The organism is Bradyrhizobium liaoningense (assembly GCF_018130955.1).
GTDB classification, from domain to species: domain Bacteria; phylum Pseudomonadota; class Alphaproteobacteria; order Rhizobiales; family Xanthobacteraceae; genus Bradyrhizobium; species Bradyrhizobium liaoningense_C.
Genome location: NZ_JAFCJM010000009.1, coordinates 67,808 through 85,183 on the forward strand (window position 1 = coordinate 67,808; position 17,376 = coordinate 85,183).

The 17,376-nt window shown below is 63.8% G+C and carries 13 protein-coding genes; 11 read left to right on the plus strand and 2 right to left on the minus strand.

Features of this window, described 5'->3' with window-relative positions; translation table 11 throughout:
- Positions 1-244: 244 nt before the first annotated feature.
- Complete coding sequence (locus tag JQ632_RS10085) at positions 245-1,972, minus strand: bifunctional protein-serine/threonine kinase/phosphatase (RefSeq protein ID WP_212402153.1); 1,728 nt, start codon at positions 1,970-1,972, stop codon at positions 245-247.
- A 158-nt stretch (positions 1,973-2,130) separates the two neighbouring features.
- Positions 2,131-2,970 carry a formate/nitrite transporter family protein gene (locus JQ632_RS10090; RefSeq protein ID WP_212402154.1) on the minus strand — a complete coding sequence of 280 codons (840 nt, stop codon included), beginning with the start codon at positions 2,968-2,970 and terminating at the stop codon, positions 2,131-2,133.
- 681 nt (positions 2,971-3,651) lie between these two features.
- On the opposite strand from JQ632_RS10090, the gene JQ632_RS10095 reads away from it, so the two are divergent.
- The 11 genes from JQ632_RS10095 to JQ632_RS10145 all read left to right on the plus strand — a co-directional run bounded on the left by JQ632_RS10095 (position 3,652) and on the right by JQ632_RS10145 (position 17,375).
- Positions 3,652-4,971 (plus strand): CmpA/NrtA family ABC transporter substrate-binding protein, encoded by a 1,320-nt coding sequence (locus tag JQ632_RS10095; RefSeq protein WP_212402155.1) that lies wholly within the window; start codon positions 3,652-3,654, stop codon positions 4,969-4,971.
- A gap of 58 nt (positions 4,972-5,029) precedes the next feature.
- Positions 5,030-5,929 carry a nitrate ABC transporter permease gene (ntrB, locus tag JQ632_RS10100; RefSeq protein WP_212402156.1) on the plus strand — a complete coding sequence of 300 codons (900 nt, stop codon included), beginning with the start codon at positions 5,030-5,032 and terminating at the stop codon, positions 5,927-5,929.
- A 13-nt stretch (positions 5,930-5,942) separates the two neighbouring features.
- Positions 5,943-6,737 carry an ABC transporter ATP-binding protein gene (locus JQ632_RS10105; RefSeq protein WP_212402157.1) on the plus strand — a complete coding sequence of 265 codons (795 nt, stop codon included), beginning with the start codon at positions 5,943-5,945 and terminating at the stop codon, positions 6,735-6,737.
- Between the two features lie 196 nt (positions 6,738-6,933).
- A complete protein-coding gene (locus tag JQ632_RS10110) occupies positions 6,934-7,359 on the plus strand; it encodes a globin family protein (protein ID WP_212402158.1) in 426 nt (141 codons plus the stop codon).
- 436 nt (positions 7,360-7,795) lie between these two features.
- Positions 7,796-9,175: an MFS transporter gene (locus tag JQ632_RS10115; protein WP_212402159.1), complete on the plus strand. Its 1,380-nt coding sequence runs from the start codon at positions 7,796-7,798 to the stop codon at positions 9,173-9,175.
- Positions 9,176-9,255: 80 nt separating this feature from the next.
- Positions 9,256-10,473, plus strand: a complete 1,218-nt coding sequence (locus JQ632_RS10120; RefSeq protein ID WP_212402160.1) for an NAD(P)/FAD-dependent oxidoreductase — start codon at positions 9,256-9,258, stop codon at positions 10,471-10,473.
- A 14-nt stretch (positions 10,474-10,487) separates the two neighbouring features.
- Positions 10,488-13,193, plus strand: a complete 2,706-nt coding sequence (locus tag JQ632_RS10125) for a nitrate reductase (RefSeq protein WP_212402161.1) — start codon at positions 10,488-10,490, stop codon at positions 13,191-13,193.
- Positions 13,194-13,343: 150 nt separating this feature from the next.
- Positions 13,344-14,243 (plus strand): SMP-30/gluconolactonase/LRE family protein, encoded by a 900-nt coding sequence (locus tag JQ632_RS10130; protein WP_212402266.1) that lies wholly within the window; start codon positions 13,344-13,346, stop codon positions 14,241-14,243.
- Positions 14,244-14,264: 21 nt separating this feature from the next.
- Positions 14,265-15,104, plus strand: a complete 840-nt coding sequence (locus JQ632_RS10135; RefSeq protein ID WP_212402162.1) for an aldo/keto reductase — start codon at positions 14,265-14,267, stop codon at positions 15,102-15,104.
- A 195-nt stretch (positions 15,105-15,299) separates the two neighbouring features.
- Positions 15,300-16,235 (plus strand): DMT family transporter, encoded by a 936-nt coding sequence (locus tag JQ632_RS10140; protein WP_212402267.1) that lies wholly within the window; start codon positions 15,300-15,302, stop codon positions 16,233-16,235.
- 60 nt (positions 16,236-16,295) lie between these two features.
- Entirely contained in the window at positions 16,296-17,375 is a 1,080-nt protein-coding gene (locus tag JQ632_RS10145; RefSeq protein WP_212402163.1) for a zinc-binding dehydrogenase, read from the plus strand.
- The last annotated feature ends 1 nt before the right edge of the window (position 17,376 follow it).

The following is a 17,376-nucleotide window of genomic DNA, read 5'->3' on the forward strand; positions in this document are numbered from 1 at the left end:
ACCGGCTACCCCTGCGCAATCTGACCTGTTGTCGATCTTTGATCGCATGAACTACATCGTCCAGCTTTCATAACCCTTAGAGCCTTGCGTGCCTCGCGCTTGCAACTCAAAAAGGTGAGCAGTCGGCGTGACCGGCAAGTCGAATTCGCACAGTCACCAATGTCACCAGCGGCAATGTTCTGACCGACCACACATGTCCGCTTGGCCGCCAGAAGCTGACGTCCGCGCCTTTATGCGTAGCGCCCTAGCGCGCGTGCAGCAGCGCGAGCAGGGCGATCACCGCGCAGGCGAGGAACGCCGAGGTCAGCTTCCAGAACAACAGCGGACTGCGTTCCAGAAGGGGCGTGATCCGCGTGTTGAGATAGGCCGGATTGGGAGTTCGCAGCTCAAAGACGAGTTCGGACAGGTCCTCATGCCGCTTGTAGGGATCCGGATGCAGCGCGCGCCTCAGCGCACCATCGACCCACGCGGGAACGTTGCGATCGTCGTCGACCGGGCGATATTGCAGTTTCCGCAGGTCCGACCTGCGCCGGATTTTTGCGACCTGGGCGCCATAGGGAAGCTTTCCCGAGAGCATCTGGTAGCAGATGACGGCGAGCGAAAACATGTCGGAACGCGGCGAGCCGCCTTCACCGAGGAAATATTCCGGCGCCGTGTACTGGACCGTGCCGAGGATTTCGCCATCGCCTTGCGGTGCGGCCTCGGCCACGCCAGCGACTCGGACCGATCCGAAGTCGATGATCTTCGCGGTACCGGTCTTGTCGATCAGAATGTTGTCGGGCCTGAGATCCTGATGCAGCATCTCCATGCGGTGGAAGGCGCGCAAGCCCGCGGCGATCTGCTCGATCAGGCCGCGCACCGTTTCGAGATCGGGCCGCGGGTTGTCGACCATCCATTGCCGCAAGGTCTGCCCTTCGACGAATTCGGTCGCGACGTAGAGGTAGCCGCGCCGCCGCGACTGTGACAGCGGCTTCAGCACATGTGGGCTGTCGATGCGGCGCGCGATCCACTCCTCCATCAGGAAGCGCTTGAGATAGGCGCGATTGTCGCGCAGATCGATCGACGGCAGCTTGAGTGCGACCGGCTCCTCGGTCTCGGCATCGACGGCAAGGTAGATGTGGCTGCGGCTGCTGGCGTGGACTTCGCGGACGATCCGGTAGCCGTCGAAGATCGCCCGCGGCTCGGGCAGGGGAGGAAGCGGGAGTTCGGAGGTCTGATTGAAGATGCTGATCGGCTCGCGCTGCGGTACCGCATCGACGCGCAGGATCTGGACGGTAATATTGTCGTCGCTACCGCGCCGGTATGCCTCCTCGACGATGGCCTTTGCCGCGCCGTCGAGCTCGCCGGCATGCTCGTTCAGCGCGCCGGTGACGAAGCGCGCATCGACGAATTCATAGGCGCCGTCGGTTGCCAGGAAGAAGGTGTCGCCGCGCTCGATCTCGAGGGTCTGGTAGTCGATCTCGAGCTGCGGATTGATGCCGAGCGCGCGGCCGAGATAGGTCTGCTCCGAGGATACGATGATCCGGTGATCGTCGGTCAATTGCTCCAGCGCCTTGCCGGCGACGCGGTAGATGCGGCAGTCGCCGACATGGAAGATGTGCGCAGTGGTCCCTTTGATGACCATGGCGCTCAGCGTGCAGACATAGCCCTTGTCGCGGTCATAGGCATACTGGCTCTTCCGCGTCTGCGCGTGGAGCCAGGAGTTGGTCGCGTCCAGCACGCGCCGGGCGGAGGTCTTCACCGTCCAGGCTTCTGACGTGCAGTAATAGTCCATCAGAAAGCTTTTGACCGCGGACTCGCTGGCGATCTGGCTCACCGTGCTGCTGGAGATGCCGTCGGCCAGAACGGCCGCGATCCCCTTCAGGCTGAGCTGCGGCTCGTCCGGAATCAGGACGCCGTGAAAATCCTGGTTGATGGGCTTGCGACCCTTGTCGGAATACTGGCCGACCGAAATCTCAAGTCCGTGCGTCATCGTCGTCACCAAGCGAAGGGGAGCCTCACCCTAAAGCGCGACGAGATCATCGTCGCGCTTTAGCTCTTTGTTTGAGCATGGTCTCTTCGGAAAACCGCTTCACACTTTTACGGATCATGCTCTGGCGGTGCGAGGCTCCCCTGTTGGGGCGTTTTCGATCAGGCCGCGACGCGGGTCGGCGCAGGCTTGCCGGCCTGGCGCTTGGGCAGCGTAAGGACGTGCGTGGCGTAAAGGGTCATGCCGGTGAAGGCGAGGCCGCCGACGAGGTTGCCGAGCACGGTCGGGATCTCATTCCAGATCAGGTAATCGATGATCGAGAACTTTGCGCCGAGCAACAGCCCTGACGGGAACAGGAACATGTTCACCACGGAATGCTCGAACACCATGTAGAAGAACACCATGATGGGCATCCACATCGCGATGACCTTGCCGGAGACCGAGGTCGAGATCATGGCGCCGACGACACCGGTCGAGACCATCCAGTTGCAGAGCATGCCGCGCAGGAACAATGTCGCCATGCCGGCCGCACCATGCGCGGCGTAGCCAAGCGTCCGGCTCTCGCCGATGATTCCGATGGCGGTGCCGACCTTGTCGGGCGCCTGCGTGAAGCCGAAGGTCGTGACGAAGGCCATCATGAAGGCGACGGTGAATGCGCCGGCGAAGTTGCCGACGAAGACCAGGCCCCAGTTGCGCAGCACGCCGCCGAGGGTGACGCCGGGGCGCTTGTCGATCAAAGCGAGCGGCGAGAGCACGAACACGCCGGTCAGGAGGTCGAAGCCCAGGAGGTACAGCATGACGAAGCCGACCGGAAACAAAAGCGCGCCGACCAGCGGCTGGCCGGTGTTCACGTTGATGGTGACAGCGAACCATGCGGCGAGCGTGAGGATGGCGCCGGCCATGTAAGCGCGGATGATCGTATCCCGGGTGGACATGAAGATCTTGGATTCGCCCGCATCCACCATCTTGGTGACGAATTCCGAAGGCGCGAGATACGACATCAATGGTTCCTTTTGCTTCGTAAGAGAGATCGACACGCCCCTTCCGAGAGCGCGCGGCTGAACGTCGTTGGCCGTGCGGACGGGCCTGCCGCGCACGAGGGCCTGTGGGAGGTTTGGAAGCCTTGGGAATCGCGTCACGACGACTGAGCCGAGGAGGGCCGCGAAGCAGGTGAGCTTCCGGGTTGCGGCCGCCAGCGGCTGCAACAATGCGGCAAGGCCGCAGTCTTCGTTGACGCCAGACGAGATGCAAACGGCGTGCCGCAAAGGGTCGGAATAAAAACGTTGTAGTTTCAATAGCGTGAGGTTCGACCGTACCGCACGCTGGTGTACCGCGCGGCCTCTTGCTTGATCGCCTGCACAAGCTTTGTGCGCCGCACAAGAATTGAGCAGGCCGCAAATTTCGCGTGCGGATGACGCCTGCGACAGGCTGGCGCAGTCTTCCTAAGTCATTAATCCGTTGACTGTTTTCGCGGTGCGGGGCTTGGCACGAAGCTTGAATAGTTCCAAGTCGACGCCATTGAAGCCGTCCCGCGAGACTTCTCATCCGACTTGCTGACGCCACCAGACGGGGGTTCCCCCCGTCGCGCGTCTGCATGCGCCAACGGCGGCGTCACAGGACGGACGGTAGCTCGTGTGCACTGACGCATCATTTCTGCAACGACGCAAAGGACGACACGACCTATGACCAAGCGCATTCGCCGGCCCTCGGATTCCGGCCTGACCCGCCGTCAATTGTTGAAGGCTACCGGCAGCACTGCCGCCCTTCTCGCCGCCGCCAAGCTCAATTTCCCCGCCGGTGCATTCGCCCAGGACGCAGGTCCCGAGGTCAAGGGTGCCAAGCTCGGCTTCATCGCGCTCAGCGATGCCGGCCCGCTCTTCGTCGCCAAGGACAAGGGCCTGTTCGCCAAATACGGCATGCCCGATACCGACGTGCAGAAGCAGGCCTCCTGGGGCACCACGCGCGACAACCTGGTGCTCGGCTCCGAAGGCAACGGCATCGACGGCGCTCATATCCTCACCCCGATGCCGTATCTGATCTCCGCCGGCAAGGTGACGCAGAACAACCAGCCGACGCCGATGTACATCCTGGCGCGGCTCAACCTCGACAGCCAGTGCATCTCGGTCGCCAACGAATATGCCGACCTGAAGCTCGGCGTTGACGCTTCGCCGTTCAAGGCGGCTCTGGAGAAGAAGAAGGCGTCCGGCAAGGCTGTGAAGGCTGCCATGACCTTCCCCGGCGGCACGCATGATCTCTGGATCCGCTACTGGCTCGCCGCCGGCGGCATCGATCCCGACAAAGACATCGAGACCATCGTTGTGCCGCCGCCGCAGATGGTGGCCAACATGAAGGTCGGCACCATGGACTGCTTCTGCGTCGGCGAGCCCTGGAATCTGCAACTGATCCACCAGAACATCGGCTACACCGCGGTCAACACCGGCGAGCTCTGGAATAAGCATCCGGAAAAATCCTTCGGCATGCGCGCCGCCTTCGTCGACAAATATCCGAAGGCCGCAAAGGCGCTGTTGATGGCGGTGATGGAAGCGCAGCAATGGGCGGACAAGGCCGAGAACAAGGCCGAGCTTGCCGCCATCATGGGCAAGCGGCAGTGGATGAACTGCCCTGTCGAGGACGTGCTCGACCGCACCGCCGGCAAGTTCGACTACGGCATTCCCGGCAAAGTGGTCGAGAACTCGCCGCACATCATGAAGTACTGGCGCGACTTCGCCTCCTATCCGTTTAGGAGCCACGACCTCTGGTTCCTCACCGAGGACATCCGCTGGGGCAAGTACGAGCCGACCTTCGACGCGAAGGCGCTCATTGCCAAGGTGAACCGCGAGGACCTCTGGAAGGACGCGGCCAAGACCATGGGCGTCGCGGCTGCCGAGATCCCGACCTCCACCTCGCGCGGCAAGGAGACTTTCTTCGACGGCAAGGTGTTCGATCCCGAAAATCCGGCCGCCTATCTGAAGTCGCTCGCGATCAAGCGCGTCGAAGTCTGATGGGCCTCGCGGCCGCCCAAGGGCGGCCGCATCCACCTTTGAAGCCGGAGACAATTTCATGAACATGCCTGTGAAGAAGATGGAAATGGAAGGCATTGCGCCTTCGAGCAGCGTTGCGGCGCCGGTCGTTGCGATGACGCCGAAGCGCCCGCCGCGCAGCGAGGCCTACGCCAGGATGGCGAAGGAGACCGCGGTGCGGGTCATCCCGCCGCTCGTCGTGATCGCGCTGCTGACGCTGATCTGGGAACTGGTGTGCCGGCGCGCCGGCTCGACGCTGCCGCCGCCGTCAAGGGTGTTCAAGGACACCAAGGAGCTGATCTTCGATCCGTTCTTCGACCATGGCGGCATCGACAAGGGCCTGTTCTGGCATCTCTCCGCAAGTCTCCAGCGCGTCGCCTACGGCTATTCGATCGCCGCCATCGTCGGCATCGCGCTCGGCACGCTGGTCGGCCAGTCGGTCTGGGCGATGCGCGGGCTCGACCCGCTGTTCCAGGTGCTGCGCACGATTCCGCCGCTCGCCTGGCTGCCGCTGTCGCTCGCGGCCTTCCGCGACGGCCAACCCTCGGCGATCTTCGTCATCTTCATCACCTCGGTGTGGCCGATCATCATCAACACCGCGGTCGGCATCCGCAACATCCCGCAGGACTACCGCAACGTCGCGGCCGTCGTGCAGCTCAATCCGCTGGAGTTCTTCTCCAAGATCATGATCCCGGCGGCGGCGCCCTACATCTTCACGGGTCTGCGCATCGGCATCGGCCTGTCGTGGCTCGCGATCGTCGCGGCTGAAATGCTGATCGGCGGCGTCGGCATCGGCTTCTTCATCTGGGACGCCTGGAACTCCTCGCATATCAGCGAGATCATCCTGGCGTTGTTCTACGTCGGCATCATCGGCTTCGTGCTCGACCGCCTGATCGCGGCGCTCGGCAAGTTCGTCACTCACGGCACCGCGCAGAGCTAAGGGAGCGCAGCACATGACCGCCTATCTGAAGCTCGACCACATCGACAAGGTCTTCACCCGCGGCAACGCCACGACCGAGGTGCTGAAGGACATCAACCTCACCATCGAGAAGGGCGAATACGTCTCGATCATCGGCCATTCCGGCTGCGGCAAGTCGACCCTGCTCAACATCATCGCAGGGCTGACCGGTGCATCGACCGGCGGCGTTCTCCTGGAGAATCGCGAGGTCAACTCGCCGGGGCCGGATCGCGCGGTGGTGTTCCAGAACCACAGCCTCTTGCCCTGGCTCACGGTCTACGAGAACGTCAAGCTCGGCGTCGACAAGGTGTTCTCGAAGACCAAGACTCGCGCAGAGCGCGACGCCTGGGTCATGCATAATCTCAACCTCGTGCAGATGGCCCATGCCAAGGACAAGCGTCCGTCGGAAATCTCCGGCGGCATGAAGCAGCGCGTTGGCATCGCGCGTGCGCTCGCCATGGAACCGAAGGTGCTGCTGCTCGACGAGCCCTTTGGTGCGCTCGACGCGCTGACGCGCGCGCATCTCCAGGATTCGGTGATGGCGCTGCATCAAAAGCTCGGCAACACGATTCTGATGATCACCCACGACGTCGACGAGGCCGTGCTGCTGTCGGACCGCATCGTGATGATGACCAACGGCCCCTCGGCGCGCATCGGCGAGGTGCTGGACGTGCCGCTGGCGCGTCCGCGCAAGCGGCTCGAGCTCGCTTCCAACGCCACCTACCTCAAGTGCCGGCAGCGCGTGCTCGAATTCCTCTACGAGCGTCATCGCTTCGTGGAGGCGGCATAGCGCATGATCCGGAAAAGTGCGCAGCGGTTTTCCGAAGAGATCATGCGCAAACAACAAGCGAAAGCGCGATGGCGGTTCAAGCCTACGGGATCGCGCTTTAGTCCAAACGATCGTCGTCCGGCGCTGTGAACCGCAGCGCCGGCGTCGCGACCAAATGGTTTCGTCTTTTTGCCGTTTCAACGACAGGGAAGTCACGATGAATCCAGCAGAAATCAAATTGGTCCAGGACAGTTTTGCAAAGGTGGCGCCGATCGCCGATCAGGCCGCGGTCATATTCTACGACCGCCTGTTCGAGGTTGCGCCATCCGTGAAAGCGATGTTTCCAAACGACCTCACCGAGCAGCGCAAGAAGCTGATGGCGACGCTCGCCGTGGTGGTCGGCGGTCTCTCCAATCTCGAAACGATCCTGCCGGCGGCAAGCGCGCTGGCAAAGCGCCACGTCGCCTATGGGGCGAAGCCTGAGCATTATCCGGTCGTCGGCTCGGCATTGCTGTGGACGCTCGAAAAAGGTCTCGGCTCAAACTGGACGCCTGATGTCGCCGCCGCATGGACCGCAGCCTATGGCGTGCTGTCCAACTTCATGATCACCGAGGCCTACGGCCGGCCGCAGGCCGCCGAGTAAACGCGATCGCATCAACGCGTGTGCTTGCGCGCGACATGGAAAGACTGGGTGACGACGCGCGAGTCTCGCGCGCGTCGTCAGCCGCGTTGCGTGACGTCAACGCATCGTTAACCCTCGTCGTCGCGCCCAAATAATCGACACTCCGCTCAAATCTTGTGCGCCGCACAAGGATTGAGCGAATCGCAAATTTTGCATGCGAATTAGGCCTGCTAAAAAATTAGGCGAAGCGACTAACAAGCTGAAATATCGTCATTTTTCGAACGTTGGCACTTGGCACAGAACTTGAAGTGTCTTTGTGCGACGCCAACGACGACGTCCCTCAACATCATCAATCAGCATCGTGAACTCGCCACCGGGGATCGAGCCTCGGAGCGCGCCTCCATGCCTGGAGGCCAAGCCTGCAACGACGCAGCGGTGAGCCTAAAAGGGATTATCAATGACGAAGAATCCGACGTGGATTTCCGACTGGCGCCCCGAAGACGAGGCGTTCTGGAATGCAACTGGCAAGACGGTCGCGCGACGTAACCTGATCTGGTCGATCGTGGCCGAGCATATCGGCTTTTCGGTGTGGCTGATCTGGAGCATCGTCTCTACCAAGCTGCCGCAGGCGGGCTTTCACTACACCACCGACCAGCTCTTTCAGCTCGTCGCCGTGCCCGGTCTGATCGGCGCGTTCATACGCTTTCCGTATACGTTCGCGGTTACGACCTTCGGCGGCCGCAACTGGACCATCTTCAGCGCCGCCATTCTGTTCATCCCGACGCTGTCGCTTGCCTATTTCGTGAGCCAGCCCGACACGCCGTTCTGGCTGATGCTGCTCGTCGCTTCCACCGCCGGCCTCGGCGGCGGCAATTTCGCCTCCAGCATGACCAACATCTCCTTCTTCTTCCCTGACCGGATGAAGGGATGGGCGCTTGGGCTCAACGCTGCCGGCGGCAACATCGGCGTGTCGAGCGTGCAGTTGCTGACGCCGATCCTGATGACGCTCGCGGTCATCAACCTGTTCCAGGCGACTCCGGTCGATGGCGTCTATCTCCAGAACGCCGGCCTGATGTGGGTGCTGCCGATTGCACTCGCGGTGTTCGGCGCCGTGTTCTTCATGAACAACCTGACCTCGGCAAAATCGTCGGTGGAGAACCAGCTTGCGATCGTCAAGCGCAAGCACACCTGGATCATGGCCTACCTCTATATCGGGACGTTCGGATCCTTCATCGGCTACTCGGCGGCATTTCCGCTGCTGATCAAGACCCAGTTCCCGCAGATCACGATAGCGATCGCGTTCCTGGGTCCCCTGGTCGGCTCGTTGTCGCGTCCGCTGGGCGGCTGGCTGGCCGACAAGCTCGGCGGCTCCATCATCACCTTCTGGAACTTCATCGCAATGGCGGCCGCCACGATCGGCGTCCTCTATTTCGTCGGCCAGAAGGATTTCATCGGCTTCTTGGCGATGTTCCTGATCCTGTTCGTCACGACGGGCATCGGCAACGGCTCGACCTACCGGATGATCCCCTCGATCTTCCGAGAGGAGAACCTGTTCAAGGTGCGCGGCAAGGGCGATGCGGCGCGCGCCGTCGCGCTGAAGACGGCGAGCATCGAAAGCGGTGCGGCGGTCGGCTTCATCGGCGCGATCGGCGCAGTCGGCGGCTATCTGATCCCGACCGGCTTCGGCAAGTCGATCGCGCTGACCGGTGGCCCGCAGCTCGCGCTCGCGATCTACCTCATCTTCTACGCCTCCTGCCTCGGCATCACCTGGTGGTTCTATCTGCGTCGCAGCCCGCAGGGCGAAGCCGCGGGCAGCCTCGCCGAGGCAAGAGTCTGAATATTGGTACGAATCTCGCTTCTCCCCGTACGCGGGGAGAAGCACCAAACCGGACTTGAATTGCAGAACAGGGGACTACCATGAGCGAACCGCTCGTCATCGTCGGTAACGGTATGGCGGCCGCACGCCTGGTCGATGAGCTCGCGAAGACGGCACTCGGCCGTTACGCCGTCGCCGTGATCGGCGAGGAGCCGCGGCTCGCCTACAACCGTGTGCTGCTCTCCTCGGTGCTGGCCGGCGAGACTGGTTCGCACGAGATCGAGCTCAGGCCGCAGAGCTGGTGGCGCGATCGCGGTGTCACCGTGCGCTACGGCTACCGGGCGACCGAGATCGATGTCGGTCGCCGCGAGCTGAAGATCGCCGGCGAGGAGAGCATGGAATATTCCAAGCTCGTGCTGGCCACCGGCTCGACGGCGCTGCGGCTGAACGTGCCGGGCAACGATCTTCCCGGCGTGCACACGTTTCGTGACACCCGCGACGTCGATCTGCTGCTGACGCTGGCCGCGGCCAAGAAGCGCGTGGTTGTGGTCGGCGGCGGACTGCTGGGCCTCGAGGCCGCTTATGGCCTCGCCAAGGCCGGCGCGCCAGTGACGCTGGTACATCTGATGGATCGCCTGATGGAGCGTCAGCTCGACGGTCCCGCGGCCGAGCTGCTCAAGACGCTGGTCGAGCGCAAGGGCATCCGCATTCTCCTCAACGCTTCGACCGCGCGCATCCACGGCGATGGTCACGTCGAGGCCGTCGAGCTCGCAGACGGCAGCCGGCTGGACGCCGACGCGGTGATCTTCGCTGCCGGCATCCGGCCGAACGTGACGCTGGCGCAGGAGGCGGGCCTTGCGGTCAATCGCGGCATCGTCGTCAACGATGTGATGCAGACGAGTTCGCCGGATATCTTTGCGATCGGCGAATGTGCCGAGCATCGCGGCATCTGCTACGGCCTGGTCGAACCGGCCTATGAGCAGGGGCGGGTGCTGGCACGGCACCTGGCCGGCCGTCCCGCTGCCTACCAGGGCAGCGTGGTCGCGACCAACCTCAAAGTCTCCGGCGTCAGCGTGTTCTCCGCCGGCGATTTCATCGGCGGCGAGGGCAGCGAGAGCCTCGTGCTGTCGGATATCAGGCGCGGCACCTACAAGAAGCTCGTGATCGCCGACGGCCGCCTCACCGGCGCCGTGCTGATCGGCGATACCGTCGATGCGCTCTGGTATCTCGAGCTGATCCGTGCCCGCGAAAAGATCGCGGCGATCCGTACCGACATGATGTTCGGCCGCTCGCTCGCGCTTCCCCCGAAAGCCGCCTGACGGGAATTGCCTGAATGACTGCTATCGACCCGATGCTCCGCACCACCAAGACGACGTGTCCCTATTGCGGCGTCGGCTGCGGCGTGCTGGCAACACCCGACGGCAGCGGCGGCGCGGCGATCGCGGGCGATCCCGAGCATCCCGCGAATTTCGGCCGGCTCTGCTCCAAGGGTTCGGCGCTCGGCGAGACCGTCGGGCTCGAGGGTCGGTTGCTGCATCCGATGATTCGCTGCAAGGGCACGCTGGAACGGGTTGCCTGGAGCGACGCGCTCGACCACGTCGCCCATCGTCTTCAGCACATCGTCGCGCGCGACGGTGCCGATGCGGTCGCGTTCTATCTCTCCGGCCAGCTCCTGACCGAGGATTACTACGTCGCCAACAAGCTGATGAAGGGCTTTATCGGCACGGCGAATGTCGACACCAATTCGCGACTCTGCATGGCGTCCTCTGTTGCCGGCCACCGCCGCGCCTTCGGCGCCGACACCGTGCCGGGCTGCTACGAAGATCTCGACCAGGCCGATCTCCTGGTGCTGGTCGGCTCGAATGCCGCCTGGTGCCACCCGATCCTGTTCCAGCGCATGCGCAGGAACAAGGAGGAGCGTGGCGCGCGCATCATCGTCATCGACCCGCGCCGCACAGACACCGCAAGCGATATCGACCTGTTCCTGGGCGTGAAACCCGGCACCGACACGGCGCTGTTCTCCGGCCTGCTTGTCCATCTCGCAGACAGCGGTGCGCTCGACAAGGACTACATCGAAAAGAACACCTCCGGCTTCGACGCGGCGCTTGCGCGTGCGCGCAGCATCGCCGGCAGCGTCACCGCGACCGCGCTCGCCACCGGCCTCTCCGAGCAGGACGTCGCGACCTTCTTCCAGATGTTCCGCGACACCGAGCGGACGGTCACCCTTTACTCGCAGGGCGTCAACCAGTCCGCGCAGGGCACCGACAAGGTCAACGCCATCCTCAACTGTCATCTTGCGACGGGACGGATGGGCAAGCTCGGCGCTTCGCCGTTCTCGCTCACCGGCCAGCCCAACGCCATGGGTGGGCGCGAGGTCGGCGGGCTCGCCAACCAGCTCGCCGCGCACATGATGTTCACGCCATCGGAGATCGACCGTGTCAGGCGGTTCTGGAAGGCGCCGCGCATCGCCACCCATGAGGGGTTGAAGGCGGTGCAGATGTTCGAGGCGATCAACCGCGGCGAGATCAAGGCGCTGTGGGTGATGGGCACCAACCCGGCGGTGTCGCTGCCCGACGCCGACGTCGTCCGTGCCGCGATGAAGAAGCTCGAGCTGTTCGTGGTGTCCGAGAACGTGCTCTCCAACGACACCGTCGACGCCGGCGTGCACGTGCTGCTGCCCGCGCTCGCCTGGGGCGAGAAGTCGGGCACGGTGACCAATTCCGAGCGCCGCATCTCGCGCCAGCGCTCGTTCCTGCCGGCGCCGGGCGAGGCGCGGCCGGACTGGTGGATCATGGGCGAAGTCGCCAAGCGACTCGGCTTCGGCGAAGGTTTCAACTACAAATCGGCAGCCGAGATCTTTCGCGAGCATGCCGCGCTCTCGGCCTTCGAGAACGAGGGTAACCGCGACTTCGACATCGGCGCGCTGCAGGACGTCTCCGATGACGCCTATGATGCGCTGGTTCCGCTGCAATGGCCGGCGCGCGAAGGGCAGGCCCCCTGCGACCGCTTCTTTGCAAAGGGCGGCTTCTTCACGCCCGACGGCAAGGCGCGCTTCATTGCGCCGGAGGTGCCGGCGCTGAAGAGCGAGACCACGGCGTCGCGGCCGCTGCGGCTGAACACCGGCCGCATCCGCGACCAGTGGCACACGATGACACGCACCGGCCTCAGCCAGCGGCTTGGCGCGCACCTGCCAGAACCTTTCGTCGAGATCCATCCCGATGACGCCAGCAAATATGGCGTCACCGACGACAGCTTTGCCCGCGTTACCACTGATTACGGCCAGTGCATCCTCAAGGTCGTCGTCAGCGACCGGGCGCAGAGCGGCACGCTGTTTGCGCCGATCCACTGGAGCGAGATGAACACCTCGCACGGCCGCGTCGGTGCGTTGGTGCAGCCGTTCAACGACCCGTTCTCCGGCCAGCCGGAATCCAAGGCGACGCCGGCGTCGATCGTGCCATACGAATACGTGTTCCGCGGCTTTGTGCTCTCGCGCAAGCAACTCGCATTGCCCGCGCATCTCTGGTGGAGCCGTGTCACGGTCTCCGGCGGCTTCGGCTATTTGTTCGCCGACAACGCGGATCTCTCGCGCTGGCCGGCCTGGCTCGACCCGATCGCCGGCGAGGACTTTGCGGAGTACCGTGATTTCGGCGGCGGTGTCTATCGCGCGGCGTCCTTCGTCGGCGACCGCATCGAGACCTGCCTGTTCGTCGGGCCCGCGCATGACGCCGGGGACTGGGAAGTGGTCAAGTCCATGTTCGCGGCCGATGTCGTCAGCGACGAGCAGCGCCGCCTGCTGCTGTCGGGCAAATCCACCGAAGGTATCGCCTCGACCGGCCCTGTGGTCTGCGCCTGCTTCGGCGTCGGCCGCGCCACGATCTGCGATACCATCGCAGGGGGTGCGAAGACTGCTGCCGATATCGGTGCGAAACTCAAGGCCGGCACCAATTGCGGCTCCTGCATCCCCGAGCTCAAGCGCCTGATTGCGCAGACGGAAGTCGCGGCGGCGAAGGAAGCCAATTTCGCGGGCGCCGCGAGCTAGGGCATCAAGCCCTCCCCAATGTCGTCCTGGCAAACGCCAGGACGACTCCGTGGATGCGGCAACGGCATATCCGATTTGGCGCGCCCCAATCGACGGCCCGGGCATTGTCCCCTATGCTGCCGTCGGTCGCCAACAAGCATAACAACCATGATGTACCTGGAAACGCCGCCGCGTCTGATTCCGACGACGATCTTCTCCGCCATGCCCGAAAGATTCCGCCGCAAGGGCGTGCGCTCCGATTGGGCGGACGCCAACCGGCCGGGAATGCCGACCGACAGTTTCATCGAAGGTCCGTCCTTCGATGCAGAGGGCAATCTCTACATTGTTGACATCCCTTTCGGCCGCATCTTCCGGATCGCGCCTGACGGCGCGTGGTCGCTGGTGATCGAATATGAGGGCTGGCCGAACGGACTGAAGATCGCGAAGGACGGCCGTATCCTGGTTGCCGACTACATGCACGGCATCATGGAGCTCGACGCCGAGGAGGGCTGCATCGCGCCCGTGCTCACCGCGCGCAATTCTGAGTCGTTCCGCGGCTGCAACGACCTGCATCCGGCGTCGAACGGCGACATCTATTTCACGGACCAGGGCCAGACCGGCCTGCATGATCCGAGCGGCCGTGTCTATCGTCTCGCGCCGACCGGCCGGGTTGATTGCCTGATCCACACCGGCATCAGCCCGAACGGCCTCGTGCTCGACCCAAGTGAGAGCGTCCTGTTCGTCGCGATGACACGCGACAATTCGGTGTGGCGGTTGCCGTTGATGAAGGACGGCAGCGTCTCCAAGGTCGGCCGCTTCTGCTCGCTGTTCGGCACCAGCGGCCCTGATGGCATGACCATGGACGTTGCCGGCCGCCTGTTCGTCGGCCATGCTTCGCTGGGCCACGTCTTCGTATTCGCGCCGAATGGGGAACTGATCGCGCGCATCAAATCCTGCGCGGGCGGCGCGTGCACAAATGTCGCGATCGGCGGCGCAAGCAAGGATCGTCTCTACATCACGGAATCGGCGACGGGCAGTGTGCTGGTTGCCGATATCAGTGAACTGAATTAGCCGTCACGCATTGGACCAACCATGAAAGAAAATCCCTTCGGCCGCACCGGCGCAAATGTTTCCGTCATCGGGCAGGGCACCTGGTATCTCGACCATGGCGACCGCAAGCGCGCCATCGCTGCGCTTCAGCGCGGGCTCGATCTCGGCATGAGGCACATCGATACCGCGGAGATGTATGGCGACGCCGAGCTCGTCATCGCCGACGCGATCGCAGGCCGTCGCGACGAAGTATTCCTCGTCTCAAAAGTGCTGCCGAGCAACGCCTCGCGCCGCGGCACCATCACGGCTTGCGAGCGCTCGCTCAAGCGGCTGAAGACCGATCGCCTCGATTGCTACCTGCTGCACTGGCGCGGGTCTTATCCGCTCGAGGACACCGTTGCGGCCTTCGAGGAACTGGTGAAGGCCGGCAAGATCAAATCCTGGGGCGTCTCCAATTTCGATGCCGACGATCTCGACGAGATGCGCGACGTCGCCGGCGAAGGCAAGATCGCCTGCAATCAGGTGCTTTATCACCTCAAGGAACGCGCGATCGAGCACGCTGTCATCCCGTGGTGCGAACGGCACGGCGTCGCGGTCGTCGCCTATTCGCCGTTCGGTCACGATGATTTTCCCGCCGGCAGCAGCAAGGGCGGCGCGGTGCTCGCGCGGATCGCGGAGGCACGGCGTGCGACACCGCGTCAGGTCGCGCTGAGCTTCCTCACCCGTGCCACTACGGTGTTCGCGATCCCGAAGGCGTCCAGTGCGGTGCATGCCGGCGAGAATGCGGCCGCTGGCGACATCACACTCACCAGAGACGAGATTGCGGCGCTGGATGCGGCGTTTCCGCGCGGTCCGAAGCCGCGCGGCCTGCCGATGCTGTAGTGCAAAACGCCCTTTATTAATGGAGGGTTGACGCGCGCGGACCTCAGCGCATATCGGCATCCTGTTTTCGGGCGTTGTGAATGGCGCCCATTTGTCGTTTTTTAGGGGCTCACCCCGATTCGACTTTTTGCCTGAGTTCCAGCCGTGACCCCGCCCCCCGCCGCAGCCCTAAGGCTCGACAGCGTTTCCGTGCCTATGCCCGAGAAGAAGCAGGCCGCTCGCCGCGCACCTGCGCGCGTCGATCATCCCTTCAAAGGCATTGCACTGGTGCTGCTGTCGACGATCTTCCTCGGCTGCTCGGACGTCACGGCGAAGTACCTCTCGACTGAGCTGCCGTCGATCGAGATCACCTGGATTCGCTTCCTGACGTTTGCGCTGATGTTCACGCCCGTGATGTTGCCGGTCTCGCCGCTCTACGCGATGCGCACCGAGCGGCTCGGCCTTCAGCTGATGCGCGGCGCCGTGCTGCTCGGCTCCTCGCTGTTCTTCATCACGGGTCTGCGCTACCTCCCAATTGCGGAAGCCTCCGCCACCGGCTTCGTCTCGCCGCTGTTCGTCACCGCGCTGTCGATCGTGTTCCTGAGCGAGAAGGTCGGCGTGCGCCGCTGGATCGCGACTGCAATCGGGTTGATGGGGGTGGTGATCATCCTGCGGCCGGGCACGAGTGCGTTTCACCTCGCGGCGTTCTTCCCGATCATCTCGGCCTTTTGTTGGGCTGCCGCGCTGATCCTGACCCGCATGATGAGCGGACGCGAAGCCGTTCTCACCACAATGACCTATTCCGCCTTGACGGGCCTGACGCTGCTGACTGCCATGGTGCCGTTCGTCTGGGTCACGCCGTCGTGGAGCGCCATCGGGCTCGGCATCTTCATTGGCGTCGCATCCACCGTCGGACAATGGATCATCGTGCTGGCCTATCGCTACGGCGATGCCTCGGTGCTGGCGCCGTTCTCCTACACGCAGCTGCTCTGGGTCAGCATTTTGGGCTTCTTCCTGTTCGGCGAGGTGCCCGACCTCTGGACCGTGATCGGCGCAGCCTTCATCGTCGCGAGCGGCCTCTATATCGCCCATCGCGAGCGCGTTCGCCGCTCGCAGCTTCTGGTGCTCGAAGAGCGTTCGCCGAACGCCTGACGCAATATCCGCAGCGCTCCTTGTGCTATCAACGGCTCCAGCGAAGTGGGGAGGAGCCGAATGCGCGCTGCGATTTTCAGGAACGGTGAGATTGTCGTCGACCGCATGGCGGCGCCGAAGCCGGGTGCCGGCGAGGTGTTGGTCAGGACGCTCGCCTGCGGCATCTGCGGCTCGGACCTCCATGCCCGCCAGCACGCCCCTAGCATGGTCGAGATGGCGAGGAAGATGGGGCGCACGCCGATGGACCTGTCGCGCGACGTCGTGTTCGGTCATGAGTTCTGCTGCGAGATCGTCGACTACGGTCCCGGCACGACGCGCAAGTTGAGGCCGGGCACGCGCGTCTGCTCGCTGCCGGCGCTGCTGACGCCGGAGGAAATCAAGGGCATCGGCTATTCCAACGATCACGTCGGCGGCTATGCCGAACAGATGCTGCTGAGCGAGCCGCTGCTGCTGGAAGTGCCGAACGGCCTTGCCGCCGAGCACGCTGCACTCACCGAGCCGCTCGCGGTCGGCGTTCATGCGGTCGCCAAGGCCAACATCACGGGCAAGGAGGTTCCGCTCGTCATCGGCTGCGGTCCTGTAGGCCTTGCTGTGATCGCCGCGCTCAGGATCAAGGGCCTTCACCCGATCGTTGCCGCCGACTATTCCCCGACGCGGCGCGCGCTTGCCGCAAAGCTCGGCGCCGACATCGTCGTCGATCCCAAGGTGTCGCAACCTTATGCGACCTGGGCCGAGCACGCCCAAATGTCGGACGCGGAGAAGGCGGCACGGCCGCCGTTCCAGGCGATGCTGCCGGCGCTGAAACCGGCGCTGATCTTCGAATGCGTCGGCGTGCCGGGCCTGCTGCAGCAGGTGTTCGAGGGTGCCCCGCGCGATGCGAAGATCGTCGTGGTCGGCGTCTGCATGGAGAGCGACAGATGCGAACCCATGCTCGGCATCATGAAGGAGCTCAACGTCCAGTACGTGCTCGGCTACACTCCGGAGGAGTTCGCCTACTCGCTGCGCCTGATCGCGGAAGGCGAGGTCGACGCCGCGGCGATGGTCACGGCCACCGTCGGCATCGACGGTGTTGCGAAGGCGTTCGCCGATCTGGCCAACCCCGAGGCGCACACCAAGATCATCGTGCAGCCGTGGAAGTGAC